General features: G+C 32.7%; 12 protein-coding genes. 10 read left to right on the top strand and 2 right to left on the bottom strand.

Features of this window, described 5'->3' with window-relative positions; translation table 11 throughout:
* Positions 1-86 precede the first annotated feature (86 nt).
* Positions 87-3,110 carry an efflux RND transporter permease subunit gene (locus SLH48_RS04550; RefSeq protein ID WP_320257183.1) on the top strand — a complete coding sequence of 1,008 codons (3,024 nt, stop codon included), beginning with the start codon at positions 87-89 and terminating at the stop codon, positions 3,108-3,110.
* 313 nt (positions 3,111-3,423) lie between these two features.
* Here SLH48_RS04550 and SLH48_RS04545 read toward each other — a convergent pair whose 3' ends face one another.
* A complete protein-coding gene (locus SLH48_RS04545) occupies positions 3,424-3,729 on the bottom strand; it encodes a hypothetical protein (protein WP_320257182.1) in 306 nt (101 codons plus the stop codon).
* Positions 3,730-4,377: 648 nt separating this feature from the next.
* Here SLH48_RS04545 and SLH48_RS04540 point away from each other — a divergent pair.
* The 6 genes from SLH48_RS04540 to SLH48_RS04515 all read left to right on the top strand — a co-directional run bounded on the left by SLH48_RS04540 (position 4,378) and on the right by SLH48_RS04515 (position 11,170).
* A complete protein-coding gene (locus SLH48_RS04540; protein WP_320257181.1) occupies positions 4,378-4,923 on the top strand; it encodes a GNAT family N-acetyltransferase in 546 nt (181 codons plus the stop codon).
* A 58-nt stretch (positions 4,924-4,981) separates the two neighbouring features.
* Positions 4,982-5,374, top strand: coding sequence for a RidA family protein (locus SLH48_RS04535; protein WP_320257180.1), 393 nt, complete (start codon positions 4,982-4,984; stop codon positions 5,372-5,374).
* A gap of 854 nt (positions 5,375-6,228) precedes the next feature.
* Complete coding sequence (locus SLH48_RS04530; RefSeq protein WP_320257179.1) at positions 6,229-7,740, top strand: nitrous oxide reductase family maturation protein NosD; 1,512 nt, start codon at positions 6,229-6,231, stop codon at positions 7,738-7,740.
* A 710-nt stretch (positions 7,741-8,450) separates the two neighbouring features.
* Entirely contained in the window at positions 8,451-8,858 is a 408-nt protein-coding gene (locus SLH48_RS04525) for a VOC family protein (RefSeq protein WP_214481819.1), read from the top strand.
* 94 nt (positions 8,859-8,952) lie between these two features.
* The gene (locus SLH48_RS04520) at positions 8,953-9,345 is read left to right on the top strand and encodes a VOC family protein (protein WP_320257178.1); all 393 of its coding nucleotides are present in this window, start codon (positions 8,953-8,955) and stop codon (positions 9,343-9,345) included.
* 178 nt (positions 9,346-9,523) lie between these two features.
* Positions 9,524-11,170: a glycosyl hydrolase family 18 protein gene (locus tag SLH48_RS04515; RefSeq protein ID WP_320257177.1), complete on the top strand. Its 1,647-nt coding sequence runs from the start codon at positions 9,524-9,526 to the stop codon at positions 11,168-11,170.
* Between the two features lie 805 nt (positions 11,171-11,975).
* On the opposite strand, the gene SLH48_RS04510 is transcribed toward SLH48_RS04515, so the two are convergent.
* Positions 11,976-12,779: a S16 family serine protease gene (locus SLH48_RS04510; protein ID WP_320257176.1), complete on the bottom strand. Its 804-nt coding sequence runs from the start codon at positions 12,777-12,779 to the stop codon at positions 11,976-11,978.
* Positions 12,780-13,842: 1,063 nt separating this feature from the next.
* Here SLH48_RS04510 and SLH48_RS04505 point away from each other — a divergent pair.
* The 3 genes from SLH48_RS04505 (at position 13,843) to SLH48_RS04495 (ending at position 20,028) form a co-directional block, all read left to right on the top strand.
* Entirely contained in the window at positions 13,843-14,280 is a 438-nt protein-coding gene (locus SLH48_RS04505; RefSeq protein WP_320257175.1) for a MarR family transcriptional regulator, read from the top strand.
* 16 nt (positions 14,281-14,296) lie between these two features.
* A complete protein-coding gene (locus tag SLH48_RS04500) occupies positions 14,297-17,416 on the top strand; it encodes an MMPL family transporter (protein ID WP_320257174.1) in 3,120 nt (1,039 codons plus the stop codon).
* Between the two features lie 590 nt (positions 17,417-18,006).
* Positions 18,007-20,028: a sigma-54 interaction domain-containing protein gene (locus SLH48_RS04495; RefSeq protein ID WP_320257173.1), complete on the top strand. Its 2,022-nt coding sequence runs from the start codon at positions 18,007-18,009 to the stop codon at positions 20,026-20,028.
* Positions 20,029-20,113 lie beyond the last annotated feature (85 nt).

Here is a 20,113-nt window from a genome sequence, read left to right as displayed (position 1 = left end):
TCTGACATTACATTATGCATGCTTACTGCTTATGGAAAAAAGAGTGTTAAAAAATATAATATTAAACGAACAGAAAGGAAATGACGATGACTTTTTTAACAAAATTTAGCTTGAAAAATGCCGTTGCTGTTTTTATTATATCTTTTCTTTTATTATTTGCAGGTGCATATTCTTTTACTACGTTAAAGCTTGATTTGTTGCCTGATATTGAATTTCCACAAATATCTGTTGAAGTAATATATCCTGGTGCTTCGCCTGAGGATATGGATGAGTTAGTGACAAGTAAACTGGAAGATAAATTTAAAACGATCGAAGGTGTGAAAAGAGTCCAAAGCTCGTCATTTGAAAGTGTAGCCATTTTAAATTTAGAATTTCCATTTAATGCAGAGATGGACGATATTGAAGCACAAGTTAATAACTATATGAAGGAAACTATACTCCCTGAAGAAGCCATTACGAGTGTGAACCGTTTTTCATTTGGTTCATTACCTATTTACAACATTTCACTATTTGCTAAAAACAATAATGACTTGCAGGAATTATTAGAGGCAGAAATTTTACAAGAACTTAATAAAATTCCAGGCATAAATAGTGTTAGCGTTGGCGGTTTGCAAGAAGAACTTGTACAAATTACAGTAGATCGAGAAGAAGCCCAGCGTGCGGGTTTAAGTCTTGCACAAATAAAGGAGCAAATAAACGGAAAATACTTGTCGTTTCCTGCTGGTAATATTAAAGCAGATGATATACAGATCCCCATACGTATTAAAGAGGGCTTACAATCAGTTCAAGAATTAGAGAATCTTATTGTTTCATCGCCATTCGCACAAGACGGTAAACCTCTCTATTTGAAAGATATAGCGACAATAGATTCGGTTATAGAACAATCAGAATTAACAAGATATAACTTAAATGATTCACTTTCCTTAGCGGTTATTAAAAAACAAGATGCAAATACTGTTGAAGTAGCTGAAGAAGTGTTAACTGTGTTGGATAAATATTCAAATGAACTAGATTATGCGATAGGCTTAGACTCTGCTGAAGGTATTGAGAAATCAGTTGAAACGTTAGTACGAGAAGGTTTATTAGGAGCACTGTTTGCATCAGTAGCAGTATTGCTGTTTCTTCGAAATGTAAGAGCAACGATTATTGCAATTATCTCCATACCATTATCACTACTTGTGTCTTCAATATTTCTAGCTCAAATGGATATTACGTTAAATGTTATGACGCTTGGAGGAATGGCGGTAGCAGTAGGAAGAGTAGTAGATGATAGTATCGTAGTTATAGAAAATATATTTAGAAGAGTAAGGAAATCAAAGTCGAGTATAACAGACGACATTATTCAAGATTCAACGAAAGAAATATTAAAAGCCATCACATCTTCTACGCTAACGACTGTTGTAGTGTTTTTACCCCTCGGCTTTGTTGGGGGGATAACAGGAGAATTTTTTCTACCGTTTGCTTTAACAATTGTGTTTTCATTATTAACATCGTTGCTTGTAGCTATTACTATTGTACCGATATTAGCAAAATTTTCTTTCAAAAAAATACCCGAAGAAGAAAAAGAGGGTGTCTTACAGAGGTTTTATGGTAAAACAATCTCTTGGTCATTGAATCATAAAGCGCTTGTGTTAGTAGTTTCGCTCCTCTTACTTGTTGGTTCGGGATTCTTAGTTCAATCCTTAGGATTTACATTTATCCCTAATGAAGAAGAAAAGACACTAGTTGCGAGTGTCGAGCTCCCATCCTCTACATCATTAGATAAAGCAAATGATGTATCTTTGCATATTGAAAAAATGTATATAGATCAATCAGAAATCAATGAGGTTACAGCTGGTGTAGGTAGCCGCGATTTTCGTACCGGATTAAAAAAACAAAATCAGGCTAGTTATTTTCTTACGTTAAATGAAGATGTAAACACTGCTTCATTAGTAAAAAAATTAGAAAGAAAAATGGAACAAATTGTTAATGATAATGCTCCTGGAACAAAGATCGGTATTCAAGAGCTTGAAACGGGAGGACCACCTACGAATAATAATGTCAATATCGATTTGTATTCAAATAATTTAGAAAAACTTCAAGAAGCATCTAAATTAGTGGAAGACTATTTGCTAAATCACCCCTCTTTGAAATATGTAACGAACAACTTTGAAGATAAGCAAAAGCAAGTTGTTGTAAATATATATTCGGATAAAGCACAGCAATACGATGTATCAGGTTTTCAAATTCTAGGGACGGTTGTTGATCAAACAAAGCCAGTTTCCCTCGGTAATCTTGATTTTTTTGACGAGAAAAATCATCGTGTTCAGTTATCATATAACGATGACATCACCTCGCTCGAGCAATTAAAGAATACACAAATTTTTACTGCACAAGGACCTATTGCTATAAAAGAGCTTGCAGAGGTTAAAGAAATTGAAACGTTTACGTCGATTCAAAAATTAGATGGAAAAGTATTTGCACGTATCTCAGCTCAAATTGATTCAGAAAATATTCAACAGATTACACAGGAGGTTATCGCAGGAGTTGAAAGAGATGTAGTTCTTCCGGAAGATGTGTCTTTTGAAGGTGGCGGAGGTAGTGATGAGACTGTTGAGACATTCCAACAACTAGGGATGGCTATGATTTTTGCAATTGGACTCGTTTACATCACCATGCTGATCACTTTCGGTAAAGCTCGAATTCCATTTATCATCCTATCCTCACTTATATTTGTACCGATCGGATCATTTGTTGGATTGTCAATTGCACGTGAACCACTATCTGTAAGTGTGATGATTGGATTTTTAATGTTAATTGGTATCGTCACGACAAATGCGATTGTTCTTGTTGACAGAATTGGCCAAAATCGTGAAGAAAAAGGGTTTACTATACGACAGTCAATAGTTGAAGCCGGTAAAACAAGGCTACGCCCGATATTAATGACCGCATTTGCGACAATCGCTGCGCTGTTGCCTTTAGCATTTACAACATCATCTGGGACACTGATTTCTAAGGGCTTGGCAATTACAGTAATTGGGGGACTTACTTCGTCTACGCTGTTAACATTAATCATTATTCCTGTAGTCTATGAACTCTTTTTTATCAGCCAAGTGAAAAAGGAAAGATAAAAAATATATATTTTTAACATGACAAAGAGGCTGGGACATAAGTGGAAAACTAACTGGTTTTTATACATTAAGCAAAAATAAAACCGCACGAAATCAAGGTTTATAAATATGATTTCGTGCGGTTTCTTCATTTTAATTGGGTTTTGTCCCAGCCTCTTTTATACTATTTTTGATTAAAATAATCTACTATAGCATGATAAATTTCGAAGCCCTGATAAGAAAATAGCGTGATTGCAGTAGCAGAGAAAAATCCCATCATAATTAATTTAATCCATGTCATCTTCATGCTCCCCCTTGTTATCAAAATATTATTTTAAAGGAGGGCTTTATCCACATAATTTGACTGAAAAAAGACGGCAATCATTGAGGATAGGCGTTTTATTAAGTTAATATAATGAGAATGTAATATTAATATGTTTAATATGATGAAGTAGACTACTATTAACGGTGGTACCCACATATCCAATTGATTATTATTATCTAATGGCATGAATGGTTCTAAGTAGGTCCCAATATTAGATGTCTCTTCAATTGCAATAATATGATTATCATCTTGTATATTTAAACCGAAAAGAAGACTGTTTAGTAATAGAATTAAAATTAGCATATATTTTTTCATTGCTTTCACATCTCTTCGCAGTGTGTAATGTAATAACTATAAACGATAATCAATATTTTTAAAAGACTGATTTTTCATTGACGGAAAATAAGGCTAGTCCTTTACACAAGCTATGGAAAATAAAGATTGGAAAAATGTAAGATGGAGAAAGAAAATTCAATAGAACGCTAACGAAAAAGTGAACAAAATGAGCAACAAGCAAAATCAAGCTATTAAAAAGTAATAAGTATAATAAAGCAGCAACAACATAACCAAGTCCTTCATTATGTAGAAGCATGGCCAGTTGCAAACCTATAAAGAAGTATAGAAAAGGAATAACTAGCGTAATCAAACATAATTTTAAGTTTGAATTATTATTTTAAATATTTTTTACAAAGAAATACCAACTTCCTATAATGATTATTATAGCTGAGGTGTATATAATCAACCCATTTCACTCCTTTATTAATGATTCATCACTCATTTTTAAAATTTTCGTTTATTAGATGAAATTTTTGCTAAAATGTTACTTTAACTATATATAATTTTTCTAATTTTCACTAAGTCAATGGATAGTAGCAAAATATGTAGAAAACTAGATGGCTAATATTCATAATTTAGTTTCAGCATAAGAGGGAAGAAGATTTAAAACATACAAGGGAGTATACCATGATTATTAGTAACCAAGAATTTTGTGAAAATGGCCTACACTATACGATTAGATCAGCAGTCGTTCAAGATGCACAAGAGTTGTCCGAATTAAGACTACAGATTGATGGAGAAACAGAGAATTTGGATAGGGAAAAAGGTGAGGCATTTATTGATTCCTCAGGATTTGAAGGGATCATAAAAACTGATAGTGAAAAAGAAAGAAATCTATTTTTAGTTGCTGAAACTCGTAATCAGATTGTAGGATTTGCAAGATGTGAAGGTGTTTATTTAAGGAGGTTCGCTCATAAAGTAGAGTTCGGTGTCGGTGTATTAAAAGATTTCTGGGGACATAGTATAGGAAAAAATCTATTAAAAGAATCAATTAAGTGGGCTGATGCAAATAGCATTAAAAAAATGACATTGAATGTCTTAGAATATAACGAGAAAGCAGTTTATCTATATAAAAAGCTCGGTTTTGAAGTTGAGGGTGTATTAAAAAATGATAAAATGCTATCAGATGGTAAGTACTACAATACTATTGTTATGGGAAGGTTTAAAATTTGATTAACACCATAGTTATCTATCATATGATACTATTGTAAAATTGGGAGGTAGAGTGTGAATGAGTGAGAGAAAAAAGGTCTTGACTGGGTCACCTTGGGAATCAACAGTGGGTTATTCAAGAGGGATTCGTGTGGGTGATCAAATAGAAATAGCAGGAACGACTTCAATGAAAAATGGTCTAGTTATAGGTGAGGGAGATGCTTATCAACAGACAGTTTGTATTTTGAAAATAATAGAAGAGACACTCCAAAATCTTGGTTCAACCATAAATGATGTTGTTAGAACAAGAATGTTTGTAACTGATATATCTAAATGGGAAGAAATAGGAAAAGCTCATGGAGAGATTTTCAAAGATATACAACCTGTTGCTACGATGGTTGAGGTCAACGCACTAATAGATCCAAGGTTATTAGTTGAAATAGAAGCTGAAGCGATCGTACGTAATGAATAATTCAGCGTATTGATTAATAATACGTTGATATTTACCCAACTGTTGCATTTAACAATGTGTAGTTTTCATTGGTGGTATTTTTAATCAAGTGGAGTAGAGTCTCCACCTGATTTTTCAATATTAAAGTTAACTTGATGGAGTCACTTATGTTGTTAATTTAATACGTATATTATTAGGTTTATAGTATCTATTTTTGTTAACACATGAGTATTTTAAAAGATCCTACTTAATCTTATAATTTAAATGCTGTTCTATTATTAGAACTTTCCTCGTCCCCTCAAAGTCCTCTGGTTCCTTTATTATTACAATGACTTACCACCGTAGTAAGTTGTCTAGATATATGATTTGCAACAACAGTTTAATTCTTTAAAAATGTACTATCATAAATCTTTCTCCATAAAAAAATCAAAATCTCCCTCCTAGTTGAAAAACATACTTCGCTTTATATCGTGTAGTTACTATGACGGAATGATAGGAGAACTATATTCAAATTAATGGGATAAGACGTTGGACATATATTTATTGTTGTTAATTATCAGAATTTATCGTATGCAGTACAAAATTATTAGGATGGATTGTATGAATATGTTTGTAAAAGTTATTATGATCCATTCAATTGTATTTTTTCTTATGTTCAGCATTTTAATTAAGTGTATCGACTTGGATTTTACCTATAGTAACAGATATTCCTTGTCTGTTACACGCCTTTTTGCAAAAGCTAAAACACTCGTCTATACGTTTTTTCTATCCTCGCATAAGATGGTTAAGTGATAGAATCTCAGAAATATATATATAATTTGAATTATCTTAACCTGCTTGCTTAAAGCAATGAAATAATGAAAGGATATGAAAACATGAACACACTTATCGTTCCAACAGATTTTAGTACGATTCAAGAAGCGGTTGACGCAGCAAAGCAAGGTGATATCATCAAGGTACTTGGAGCGGGTGGACCCTACGCTGGCGCGATGATTTCAACGAGTAATCTTTCCCTCAAAGGTGAAGGTAATCCTGTAATAGAAGGTTCCGTTAATGGATTTCTACTTAACACTGTTTCGGATGTCTTAATTGAGGGTTTTACTGTCCAAAATAGTGTTCATGGTATAAATTTAATGTCAAGCAACAATAACACTATTATAAAAAATAATGTTCAAGATAATAGTGTTAGTGGTGTAAGCTTATTGGCTAGTGATTTCAATACTATTGGAAAGAATATTATTGATAATAATAATGTAGATGGAATAAATTTAGCGTTCAGTAACAACAACATCATTGAAAAGAATACTGTTCAAAATAATAGTGTTCAGGGTATATGGTTATCTTCTAGTAACAATAACACCCTTGAAAAAAATATCGCTCAAAAAAATAGTATTCATGGCATAACTTTAGCCTCCAGTAATGACAACACGCTTGAAAAAAATACCGCTCAGAGGAATAGTGTTAGTGGTGTAACTATAGCGTCTAGTAACAACAACATGCTTGAAAAAAATATCATTGAAAATAATAATCTTAACGGTATAACTTTAATGACTAGTAACAACAATACACTTGAAAAAAATACCGTTCAGAATAATTTTCTTAATGGCATAAATGTATTGGTTGGTAACAACAATACACTTGAAAAGAATACCGTTCAAAATAATGGTTCTGACGGAGTAGGGTTAGAACGTTCTGACTACAATATGCTCGAAAAGAACACCGTTCAAAACAATATTTTTGACGGGATAGAATTAGAAGGTTCCGACTACAATACACTTGAAAAAAATACCGTTCAAAATAATGTTTTTGACGGAATACAATTAGCAGGTTCTAATAACAATGCGCTTGAGAAAAATACGGTTCAGAACAATTTTTTTGATGGTATAGAATTAGAAGGTTCCGACAACAATTCCCTTGAAAAAAATACGGTTCAAAATAATGCTTTTGATGGTATAGAAATAGTAGGGTCTGATTACAATATGCTTGAAAAAAATACCGCTCAAAATAATGGCTTTGATGGGATTGAGGTAGAAGTTTCCCACGACAATACGCTTAAAAAAAATACCATTCAAAATAATGAGTTTGATGGGATAGAGTTAGAAGTTTCTCACGATAATTCCCTTGAAAAAAATCTTGTTCAAAATAATGGATCTGATGGTATAGAATTAGAAGTTTCGGACAATAACACGCTTGAATCAAATACGATTTTAAAAAATAAGGTTAACGGAATTGAAGTAGCATCAACTAGTAAACAAAATATTGTGATTAAAAATACAACCCTCGAAAATGAAAATATAGACCTTATCGTTGATCCAAATACGAACACTGTCGCAAACAATGTTTGTAATACGAGCGACCCCGCTGGACAATGTATGGGTGGCTGTTAACCTAGTTCTCAATTAAAATGATATACCTGCTCATGACAATGAAAGCTAAGTGTAAGAACAGTCTGGTATCTAGGGCAATTCTATTTAGTCAAATGCCATTTAGAAGTATACAAACAAATATGTTTAAAAAATTAATAACAATACTATATTGATCTTTAACAAACGCATTTATATAAATAAAAGGATAAATTCAAATAAATGAGAAATTATCCTTTTTATTTTATAAAAAAATCGTTATACAACGACTATTGAGACTATGTAAATTTGCTAAACTATTTAAAGGATATTAAGTAAGCGATTAAATTGTATGACTTTTACAGTTGTTTTTAAAATGTCTTTTTTTTACGTAATCATAAACATAATGAGAAAGCAGATATTGTTACAACTTTAGTCTACAACATTGTTCTTGTGAAGTATTAGTAATAATTATAAATTTACCATAAGAATATTATGTAAATAAAAATTTAACTGTTTTATTTAGTTATTACTTTAATACATACATTGAAAATACTTATGCATTTATGTTGGTAATGTTTTGAGAAAGGAATCTAGTCACCTCATAAACAACTATTATCCTTTTTTATCAGAAGTTGTGAAGTACGAATATATTAATGGAATGATTCATACAAAAGTTTCAAGTTTTAAAGAGGTTTTTCATCCTCCAGATAGAAATAAATATTCGTAAGATTATTATGAGGGAGGATGGTAAAATGAAGATAATACCATATTTATATTTTGCAGGGAATTGTGAACAAGCTTTAAACTATTATAAAGATGTTTTTGAAGGTGAAATTATATCTTTGCAACGTTTTCATGAAGCACCTGATATGCCAGTTACCGAAGAAAACAAAAACAAAGTGTTGCATGCACGTTTCCAGATGGGAGAGCAAACAGTTTATTTTTCAGATGGCCTAGATACCCAATCTATCGAGAAAGGAAACCAAGTGACATTAACGATCGAGTTTTCAAAAGTTGATCAAGTTGAAACTGTATATAGTAAATTAGCAGAACGAGGAGAAATAATTATGCCTCTTCAAGACATGTTTTGGGGAGCAAAGTATGGTAAAGTGGTAGATATGTTTGGTGTTTGTTGGGATTTAAATTGTCAATTATCATAACTTATAAGATGGTAGACGTAAGGAATACTGTTGCATGTTAAAGCAGTAAGCATTAGTCTATCACAACGGTTTAATAGAAGGAGAAATAAAAGGAATGCACGTGCAAGGCTTTAATCATGTAACAATAAATATTAGTAACCTCACTAACTCTCTTAAGTTTTATGTTGAAGTTTTAGGAATGGAACTAGTTCACCAAGGGAAGAAAGATGCCTATTTAGAATGGGGAAGTGCGTGGATATGCTTACAGGAACGGGAGCAGTATCCAAACAAACTAGTTGAACAACTGAGTGTAGATCATGTTGCATTTTCAATTTCAGAAGATCATTTTGATGCTGCTGTTAACATATTAAATGATAACGAAGTAATAATTGTGAGAGGTCCAATAAAAAGAGGAACTGGGTTGGCGATTAACTTTCTTGACCCTGATGGAACACAGCTAGAGCTACATACTTCGACATTAGCTGATAGAATGAAAGTTTGGAAATAATTTAAAGAATGAAAGTTTCATTTTAGTTACATTTCTGCAACAATCCATTTAAAATGTCCTTTTTTGTAGTATAGTAGAATATAAAGAAAACTGTCCTTCATTCCTAGATAATAGATTATAAAAATGAAGGCTTTTTTATTTTACGGGCAGAATACTTCTATGAGAAAGGTGTGCGGAAATGAAAAAAATAGGCTTAATGCTGCTTGTATCTGTCTTTTTACTTACTGGTGTCGTACAAGCAGAAGGGCGATTTAATATGTCATATTTGTATGGTGGTTCAAATGATAGTTATCTAGAATCGATAGAGAATACAAATGAACTATTAGATGTCGTCAGCCCTAACTACTTTAACTTAACAGATGATGGTGATCTAGCACTAGAAAACATTGATCCAAACTTTGTTAATCAGATTCATGATCAGAATCTTAAAATTGTTCCTTTTTTAAGTAATCATTGGGACTTTACTCAAGGCGAAAATGCTTTAAAGAATCGAGAACAATTATCTACTGACATTGCTAAAGCAATTGAAACTTATAATCTAGATGGAATTAATATTGATTTAGAAGGTCTAAATGAAACTGTTAGAGATATGATGACAGATTTTGTGAAACTCTTACGTTCAAAGCTTCCGTCAGATAAGGAAATTGCAGTAGCAGTAGCATCTAATCCAAATGGGTCAACAGTTGGTTGGGCAGGACAATACGATTATGAAAAACTAGCAAACTATGCAGATTATTTAATGATAATGACCTACGATCAATCATATAGGGGAAGTAACCCGGGTCCTGTTGCAAGCATTTCATTTGTAGAAAAGTCAATCGAATCTGCACTTAATTTCAATGTTCCAGCAAATAAAATCGTGTTGGGTCTACCATTTTACGGACGTATTTGGAAATTAGAAGATTTGGATGATGAAGAAAAAACTAAAAGTGATAAAATCATCGGAGATGGGGTATCACTCACTAAAACGAACAAGTTATTTGAAACATATGATATAACGATAAGTTATTCGGATGAATATGAAACTCCTAAAGCTACCTTTGAAATAAAAGAAGGAGACGCTGAATTTCAATTAGCATCTTGGAAAGACCCCCTTGAGCCAGGCAAATATGAATTATGGTTCGAAAACGAACAATCATATAATGAGAAACTAAAGCTTGTAGATAAGTATAACTTGAAGGGTACAGGGAGCTGGAGTCTTGGCCAAGAAGATCCGTCATTTTGGACTTATTATGGTGAATGGCATCAAGGCAATGAGACAAGCGACAATCCGAAAAAAGAAACCGGATATTTCTCAGATGTACCAGCTGACTTTTGGGCGCTTGCTGATATCATTTTTGTAAAAGAAAAAGGTTGGATAAATGGGAAATCATCATCAATATTCGCACCTAATGACCATCTAACTCGCGCTCAAGCTGCTGCCATCTTAGTAAGAGCATTGGATTTACAGCCAACAAAAGAAGTTAGTCAAACATTCAATGATGTTTCTACTGAGCACTGGGCTTATAATGACATTGCAATTATTGCCCAACATAATATATTTAAAGGCAGTAACGGCAATTTTAACCCAAATGACGACATAACTAGGGAACAATTTGCTACAGTACTGTACCGAATACTTGGTAACGGGGATGTCTCAGAAGTACTACAAAATCCTTTTTCAGACGTAAATTCATCAAGGTGGTCGCATGATGCAATAGCGATTATGAAAGAAAGAGACATTTTTCAAGGTCGTGAAGACGGCTCGTTCGATCCATTAGGCAAAACGACTAGAGCACACACTGCTGCTTTGTTACATCGAATTGCAAATTTAATTGAACAATAATTCTTAAACAACAACTCAAAGCCGTGTTGCTTCTATTTGCAGCCGGCTTTTTCATTTTTAACCGAATTAATTATAGCTTAATAGAACTAATTACCATTATAACGAATGCTAAGGCCATCTTTACCTTCTATAAAGGGGATAATAGTCAAATGAATCAACCGCAGTTTCTCAAATTAAAGTGAATAAAAACAACAAAGATTACGATAAGAGGCTTATTTCCAAAATACCATCATATATATTAACCTATTCACTGCTAAGAATATGCACAATTATAACTAGAGTTTAAGATCTATATAAACAAATAATAATGTAAACATGAAACAAAGTTTGTTTGACCCTGCTATTGGAGGTCGACGAATATATCTCAGAAGCAACTAGTATTAAGAGGGTTAACTATGGAGGAAGGCAACATAATGATGAATGAGTCTATAAGTTTTATAGACTAATGTTCAACCTGGATTGTTGTTCAACAAAAACAGGTTATAGTTTGTTGAAACTCTCAAAAATAACTTTATTTATCTTCCTCAAGCCAAATAAAGTATGTTGCAGGATGTGGTCCTGTTTACTAACTAAATGGTTTTGAATAATTTGGTATTTATTTGCATATAGTGAAAAATAGTGTTTATAGTGCAATTTATCTCTTAAATTCACATCTATTTTATTAACTAAAAAACTATCACAAAACGATGATTTTTAGGATTCGACCACTTTTTAATAACTAAAAAGTCCCTACTCATTAAAAGCAAAGACCTTTTGATGTATAGGTTGACCGAACCCAACCAAATATATATTATTTCTTAATTAATTATTTACTCGTCAAATAATCATATGCCTCTTCAATCGTTTTAACTGAGATTAATTGGATGCTGTAATTATTTTCTTCAACTATTTTCTTCCCTTTTCTCTCCATCGATTTTGGAATTATACAAAATTCATAACCGGATTTTGCTGCTGCCTCTATTTTAATTTCTAACCCATCTATACTACCAACCTCACCTTTGTTGTTTATAGTTCCTGTTCCTGCGATTTTTCGCCCTTTGATTAAGTCTTTATCTCCAAGTTGGTGTATCAATTCTAGAGTCATTATCATACCGTCAGAACCACCAGTTTCACCATCCTTCATTATTATAATATCTTCAGGAATTTCACGATTTAAGAATGAGCTCGCAAAATCCATTCCCTCTTTATATCCATTTACTTTGCTTTCTTTACTTTTGTCAATTGCAGATGAAACAATGGACTTTGTAAGAGGTAATATTATGTTAATATCTGTATTAGTTTCCTTTGTTATTTGTTTAATTATTGTCAAATCTTTCTGCTTTACCCCTGGATATGTAAAAATAGTTAATTTACTAAAATGCGAGTCTTTCATTCTATATTCTTGTCTTATTTTACTCTCTAGGCTAGTTGCTTGACCTTCAGTATATATATAATAATAAAAGGGTGAAGAAAACGACCAATATAGCACTAGATTACCTAACAAAATCCTCGTTAATATTTTATATTTTTTATATGTTCTCTCTTCAAAAATGCTTTTAATTCCACTTAAAAGCAAATAGGCGCCAAACAAATATAATAATAAAGGTAATGCTTCAAAAAATTCTATCAAAACAACCATCTCCAAAAACATATGTTCTTAAATGCTATTATATACAATTATAGAATTATACATATGAAAAATCAATGAAACTTAATTAAGAAACAAGAGTGTTGAAGGAATTTAAACTTAACTTAAAGATTAAAAATTCAAAAAAATATTATAGGTAAAGAATTAATGTCCTAAATAGCAATCCCCTTTTTTATAATGAAATATGTATTAGAAAAATTTATTAATGTTCAAACGATTTGAAAAAATATTACCTTGTGGTAGCAGTGGCGTCGGCTTATGCTGGGGATTCAAGTCATCCATTGAAAGATACAAATGGTGGTTGGGGCAGGGATGTATTTCGGTGGCTGTGATGGTCAAATATTGCTTGGAATGGGAACTAGGTAGATAATACTGGAAGGTTGGAATTAATTTATCCCATGAGTTTACACTAAAAGACTGTAGCTTTAATGCTATGGTCTTTAATATTACAGTCAAAATGCTCCTTTGTGTCGAATTTATAACTCATAACAACTTTGTATTCGGAGTCGATATGATGAGGTACAATTTTATCGTTTACGAGCCATTACTAACTGCGAGAAAGACGACATAGTAATGACTGTTGAGTTAAATCACAACTTTATGAGATGTTAAAATGATTGTCGATTTAAAACCAGGTTGAAATATAACTCATAATAAATGTATTTCTATGGTTGAACACTGAACGAACAATTAATATCCAGCACTGAATGGAGATTTTTGATAAATACTATTGAAAATTTAAAAGTGTAATGGAAGTTATATATAAAAAGATGTTAACAAAATTAAAAGATATAAAGAACCTCGATTATATAAAACCAAGAGAAATCCCTGCATGGTCGCTTCATAATAAATTGGAAAATAAGTGACTATTGATTTTAGTACGAAATGTTTAGCCAGCTTAAGAAATAAACTCACCTCCTTTAGTTCACCTCATTAGATTAACCTTATATATGATTTACGAAAAAATTGACAAAACTGGCTTCACAAATTATAGTTTAATTGTTGAATAGTTAAACAATTGAACTATAAAGGGATGTGGCAATAGATGAACCAAGAAAAGTTAAAGAAAACGATAGAACGCTTTGAAATTGCATCATTTACCGTGTCGAAAAAGATTGGTGCTGAAATCAAAGAGCAAATTCAAGATGTCATTACGAGTGATCAACATTTAATTCTTCGTTACATTCATAAATTTGGACCTTGTATCTCTACAGAATTATCTGAAATTTTTAATGTTCAAAAAAGTGCTATAACAGCTATAATCAATCGACTAGTTGAAAAGGGGTATATTAAAAGGTCACGGGATGATCATGACCGTCGTGTCATATATTTGTCTACCACTGAGGAAGGAGAGAAGATTTATAAATATACAGAACAGAAAGTGAATAAAATAGTTGGTGCTTATTTAAGTAATTTTGATGATGAAGAAATTCATTCCTTTCTAAATACTTATGAAAAATTAATGTATTTAGTAAATAAATAAACTAGGGGGGAGAAATATGAAGTATGTTTTAAAAGGAAAGTGGATAGTTATACTAGCCTGGGTAGTGCTTGTAACGTCACTTATGCTATTGGCACCCAGCTTCGTTGATCTAGTTCGAGAAAAAGGCGAACTAACTATGCCTGAACAATACTCTTCAGGCTTGGCAAATAAAATTCTCGAAGAGCAAGGTGTATCTGGTGAACAAATCGTCCTCGTATTTTATGACGAAAACACTCTTTCAACGGCTGATATAGCAGAAGCGGAAGATGCAGTAAAAATATTGGATACAAAGAAGGAACAACTCGGCATCACTGAAATGCTCTCCCATTTTCACGAGCAAGAGTTAAAAGATCAATTTGTATCAGAAGATGGTAAAACAATATTAGTAACATTAACGGTTGACAGTATGAATCGTCAGCCTATAGAAATTACAAATGATTTATATGACGTCATCAACCATATTAAGGTAGATCATTTTTATACAGGCTCCATGATCATAAACGAGGACGTGATTGTAAACTCTGAGGAAGGACTGAAAAAAACAGAGTTCATTACAGTCGGATTTATTTTGTTGGTGCTAATCTTTGTTTTTAGATCACTCATTGCGCCATTTATTCCACTCGTCACAGTAGGGCTTACATATTTAGCATCTCAGTCAATCGTCGCATTCTTAATTGATGGTTTTAACTTCCCAGTTTCAACGTTTACGCAAATTTTCCTCGTTGCAATTCTGTTCGGGATCGGAACGGATTACTGTATTTTATTGTTAAGTAGATTTAAAGAGGAAATATCAAAGCATGAAGATGTCTCAGATGCCATAGTTGAAACGTATCGCACTGCTGGTAAGACTGTTATTTTCAGTGGGATAGCTGTAATGATTGGTTTTGCTTCTATTGGATTTTCAACATTTAAGCTATATCAATCTGCTTCAGCGGTTGCAGTTGGCATCGCGGTATTGCTTGTTGCATTATTTACTGTTGTTCCATTCTTTATGAGTCTATTAGGTGAAAAACTATTTTGGCCAGTGAAAAAATCAATTGAACATCGCGAAAGCAAACTTTGGGATAAAGCTGGACAGTTTACCTTCAAACGACCTATTATCGCTTTAGTTACAGTACTGGTCATTGTCACTCCATTTCTCATTTTTTATGAAAACAAACTTTCCTTTAACAACTTAGATGAATTAGGTGACGATTTCAATTCAGTGAAAGCCTTTCAAATTATTTCAGATAGCTTTGGACCTGGAGAATCTTTACCGACAACTATCGTCATTAAAAATGATGAGCCAATGGGCGATTTAGAGTCAATTTCCATTATTGAAAAAATTAGTAGAGAAGTAGCTTCAGTAAATGGAGTAGCTTCAGTTAGAAGTATTACTAGACCAATTGGAGAGCCACTTGAAGAGTTATTCGTTCAAAATCAACTAGCGGAACTAAATGGTGGATTGGCGGAAGGCAATGACGGAATTCAGCTGATTAGTGAAGGTTTACAAGAAGCTAGCACCTTAATGTCACAAAATACACCTAAGTTGAGTGAAGCTACTGACGGTATTAGTGATTTGATTAACGGCACAAATGAACTGAAAAGTGGTGTAGCAGGGCTTGCAGAGGGCTTAAAATCAATTGAACAAGGAATGTGGGATAGTTCATACGGGGCAAGCCAATTAAAGGGTGGGCTTATGGAGTTACAGCATAATGCTCAAATATTAGCAAACTCACAATCTGAACTACTCAATGGATACAATGAGATTGCAAATGGACTAACTAGTTTTTCAGCAGGTTATGAAGAAATTGAAGTTAATCTAGAAAACCTTCAGTTAGCTTTAGCAAATGTGAGCAGCCAATTCTCAGATATAACAGAAAAATATCCTGATCTAGCGGAAGACCCACAATTTATAGCAATCACTAGTACAATTAATGAAGTATATGGTGGTTTAACAGAGCTTGGTACAGGTTTACAACAATTAAATATCGAATTTATAAATGTTGTTGAAAGTGTTGAACTAGCAAATATAGGATTTGATGAAGCGATTAAAGGTCAAGAAGCATTGGCTGATGGGTTTGCAGGCTTCATTGACAATATCGGACAATTAGCTTCGGGTATATCTGGGCTTGCAGCGGGGCAAGAGAGCATAATCGTTTCTCTTCCAGGTGTTAGTAGTGGAATCGAACAAATTGTTGTTGGTCAGCAGGAATTAAGGGACGGTTTTCAGGATCTAGGTGGTCAAATCACTCAGCTGACAGATGGTTTAGACCAAAGTGTTACTGGCTTAAATGAAGTTTATACGGGATTGGAGACGGCAACGGACTACCTAGCTGAATTGTCTGCTGCTCCTGATGAAGCTTTAACAGGTTGGTATTTACCAAATGATGTATTAGAAGATAATGATTTTAGTCGTGTATTTGAAACCTACATGTCGGCTGATCAAAAGACCGTTACTATTGATGTGATTTTTAATGAACACCCATACTCAGAGGCTGCGCTAAGCCAAATTGAATATATTGAGGAAGCAATATATCGGGGTATAAATGGTAGTAAATTAGAAAATGCAACGTTTGGCATAGGTGGAGAAACAGGTATTAATGCAGATTTGAAAAAAATGTCATCAGAAGACTTTTTGCGTACTGTCTTTATTATGATCATTGGCATCTTTATCATGCTAACGATTTTATTAAGATCATTAATTATGCCAATCTATATCATTTTATCATTAATTTTAACATATTTTACTTCGGTAGCCTTTGCAGAAATTTTATTTGTGGATATATTAGGCTATGCAGGAGTAAGTTGGGCTGTACCATTTTTTGCCTTCGTTATGTTAGTTGCTTTAGGTGTAGATTATAGCATTTTCTTAATGGATAGATTTAATGAAAATAAATCTTTATCAGTAAAAGAAGCTATGCAGTATGCAATGAAAAATATGGGGACAGTAATTATTTCAGCTGCACTTATATTAGGAGGAACTTTTGCAGCTATGATACCTTCAGGGGTTCTTTCACTCATACAAATTGCAACGATATTGTTAGTCGGCTTATTATTATACGCATGTGTCATATTACCATTATTCATTCCAGTGATGGTAAACACGTTTGGGACTGCGAACTGGTGGCCATTTAAAAAGGATAATAGTTTCTAGATGGGGCAGTTTTAATGATAATTAACGCATTGCACAATTTATTAAAGGTACTTGTAAATATTCCAGACAGTTTATTTTACATCTCAAACAAATAATGAACATCCTTATTAATAAACAGAAGTATTTTGACATATTGAGCCTGAGTTCAATTAGAGTTGAACTCAGGTTATGTTTTTTTAGTTCATTAATATATGTAAAATCAGTATCAGCTTGCACAAGCATATCCCTTCATCAATTATTTTGCCTTTTACGGCTATATTCATTTTTAACAAGTTTTTCTCGTAAACTTTGTTGAACTTATTACTAATAATGGACATTAGGGTGAGTTATATGCAGGCAAACCAAATAATTGTATATGTAAAAAAGGTGTTATAACTGTTAGGCATATACGTGTTTATATTTTAGAACGAATGCAACCAGAATGTCCTATAAGGATAATTACAAGTCTATATCCTTTTATTCTAGGAAACGTTTGTTTTGTTAGTATTCAAAATAAATAGGTCTTTTGGAAGCTTCATCCAACAAATCTGGTGGTATAATAATTATTAGCATAATATAAAAACAAAGGATTTACGATAGGATGTGCAAAAGTGGAGAAAGTAATAGTCATGAGCCTAGGTAGAGAAACAAATAAATATATTTGTAGACAAGTACGAGAAATAACTGGCCATCGTATTGAAGTAAAAGGGTATTGTATAGGCGATACGGTAGATGAGGATTTCTCAAATTGTATAGTTGTAAATTCGGTAGATTTACAAATAGAAAATTTAAGATTGATTAAAATACCACAGCATGTAAAGCATATTTATGCAAAGCGAGTTATCAATCATCAATTTTTAAAAGAATTAATAGATATACCAGCTGGTACTGATGTATTACTAGTGAATGATCATAAGGACTCAAGTTTACACGTTATTAAACAATTAAAAAATTATGGTATCGATCACATTAATTACCATCCTTATTATCCAGGAATCAAACAATATAAACAACTAACACTAGCTATTACACCAGGTGAAACAAAATGGATTCCTGATTGCGTTAACAAAGTGATTGATATTGGAATAAGAAAATTAGACATAACAACAATTATAGAAATACTCCAAGAATTAAATTTACTGTCAGAAAGTAGTGAAGTGTTATCATCTGATTATGTAAGTGAAATAATAAAATTATCAAAAAAATTAACAAAAATTTCTGAAGAATCAGAGCAGATTAAAAATATGTTTCAAACGATAATAGATAATACGAACGATGGGATTATTTACTTAAATTCAAAGGGAGAAATATCTGTAGTAAATGAATTAATGCAATCAATTTTAGGAGAAGAAAAGGATATCATCTTAGGAAAAAGAATTGAGGAGGTATTGCCGAGTCTACATATATGGCAAGTTGAAGAAGTTGATAGAGAAATCATGAAAATAAGCGAAAGAGAAGTTGTAGTAAAAAAAGTGCCTGTCAAAAAGAATGCTTATATAGTTGGGTATTTAATCACTTTTGAAGATGTAATGGAGATCAAAAACATAGAATATGAGCTTAGACGACGTATGAGAAAAACAGATCATAATGCAACATATATATTTGAAGATATTATTGGAAATAGTGATATGATCGTAAAGAATATTAATTTAGCAAAAAGATTGTCATTAAGTAGCTCAACTGTGTTGATACAAGGAGAAAGTGGAACTGGAAAGGAATTTTTTGCCCAATCTATACATAATTTCTCAAAGCGTAAAAAAGGCCCTTTTGTCGCAGTGAATTTTGCAGCATTACCTGTAAATTTGTTAGAAAGTGAATTGTTTGGGTATGAAGAAGGGGCTTTTACTGGTGCTGTAAAAGGTGGAAAGGTTGGACTTTTTGAGCTTGCTCACGGTGGAACGATCTTTCTTGATGAGATTGGAGATACTCCGCTAGAGTTACAATCTAGATTATTAAGAGTGTTACAGGAGAAAGACGTTCGAAGAGTAGGTGGTTCAAAGCGGATTCCAATTGATGTTAGAGTAATCGCAGCAACAAACAAAGACTTAAAAGAAGAAGTAGCAAAGGGAAAGTTCCGACAAGATTTATTTTACCGAATAAATGTATTACCGTTGTACTCTCCAAGTTTAAGAGAGCGTAGAGAAGATATTCCTCTCTTATTAGCGCATTATTTAAAACGTTTTTCAAATGGGAAAAATATTCCACTAGATTGTTTTTTTGACGATGAAACGATTAGCTATTTAGTAGGTTATCATTGGCCAGGGAATGTCAGAGAATTAGTTAATGTTATTGAATATTTAGTAAACATTAAAAATCCATCTATAAGAATACAAGTTACAGACTTACCAGGGTATGTTTTGTCTGAAAGATTTGACGATTTATGTACAGAGAACGATCGTTTTATCGATGAAGACATGTTATGGCTGCTAAATAAAATTAATGAGCGTAATGGTATTGGCAGAAGAGCTCTTACTGATTTAGCGAAAAGTGAAGGAATTGATCTAGGTGAAAGCAAGATTCGTAGATTACTGAAAAAGATGTATAATTTGGAGTTAATTCATAGTTATACGGGGATGAAAGGGACTGTCGTTACAGAAAAAGGTGTAGCTACATTGTCTAGCTTAAAACTATAAAACACGAAAAATAAAACAAAAATGGATAATGGGATTGATAACGGGACGTTTTTTTGTCCCGTTATTATTTTTCGACAATAAAAAA

Origin of the sequence: Cytobacillus sp. IB215316, assembly GCF_033963865.1 — a bacterium.
GTDB classification, from domain to species: domain Bacteria; phylum Bacillota; class Bacilli; order Bacillales; family SM2101; genus Nanhaiella; species Nanhaiella sioensis.
The sequence above is the reverse complement of the archived record's forward strand: the minus strand, read 5'-3'. Positions and strand labels throughout refer to the sequence as shown.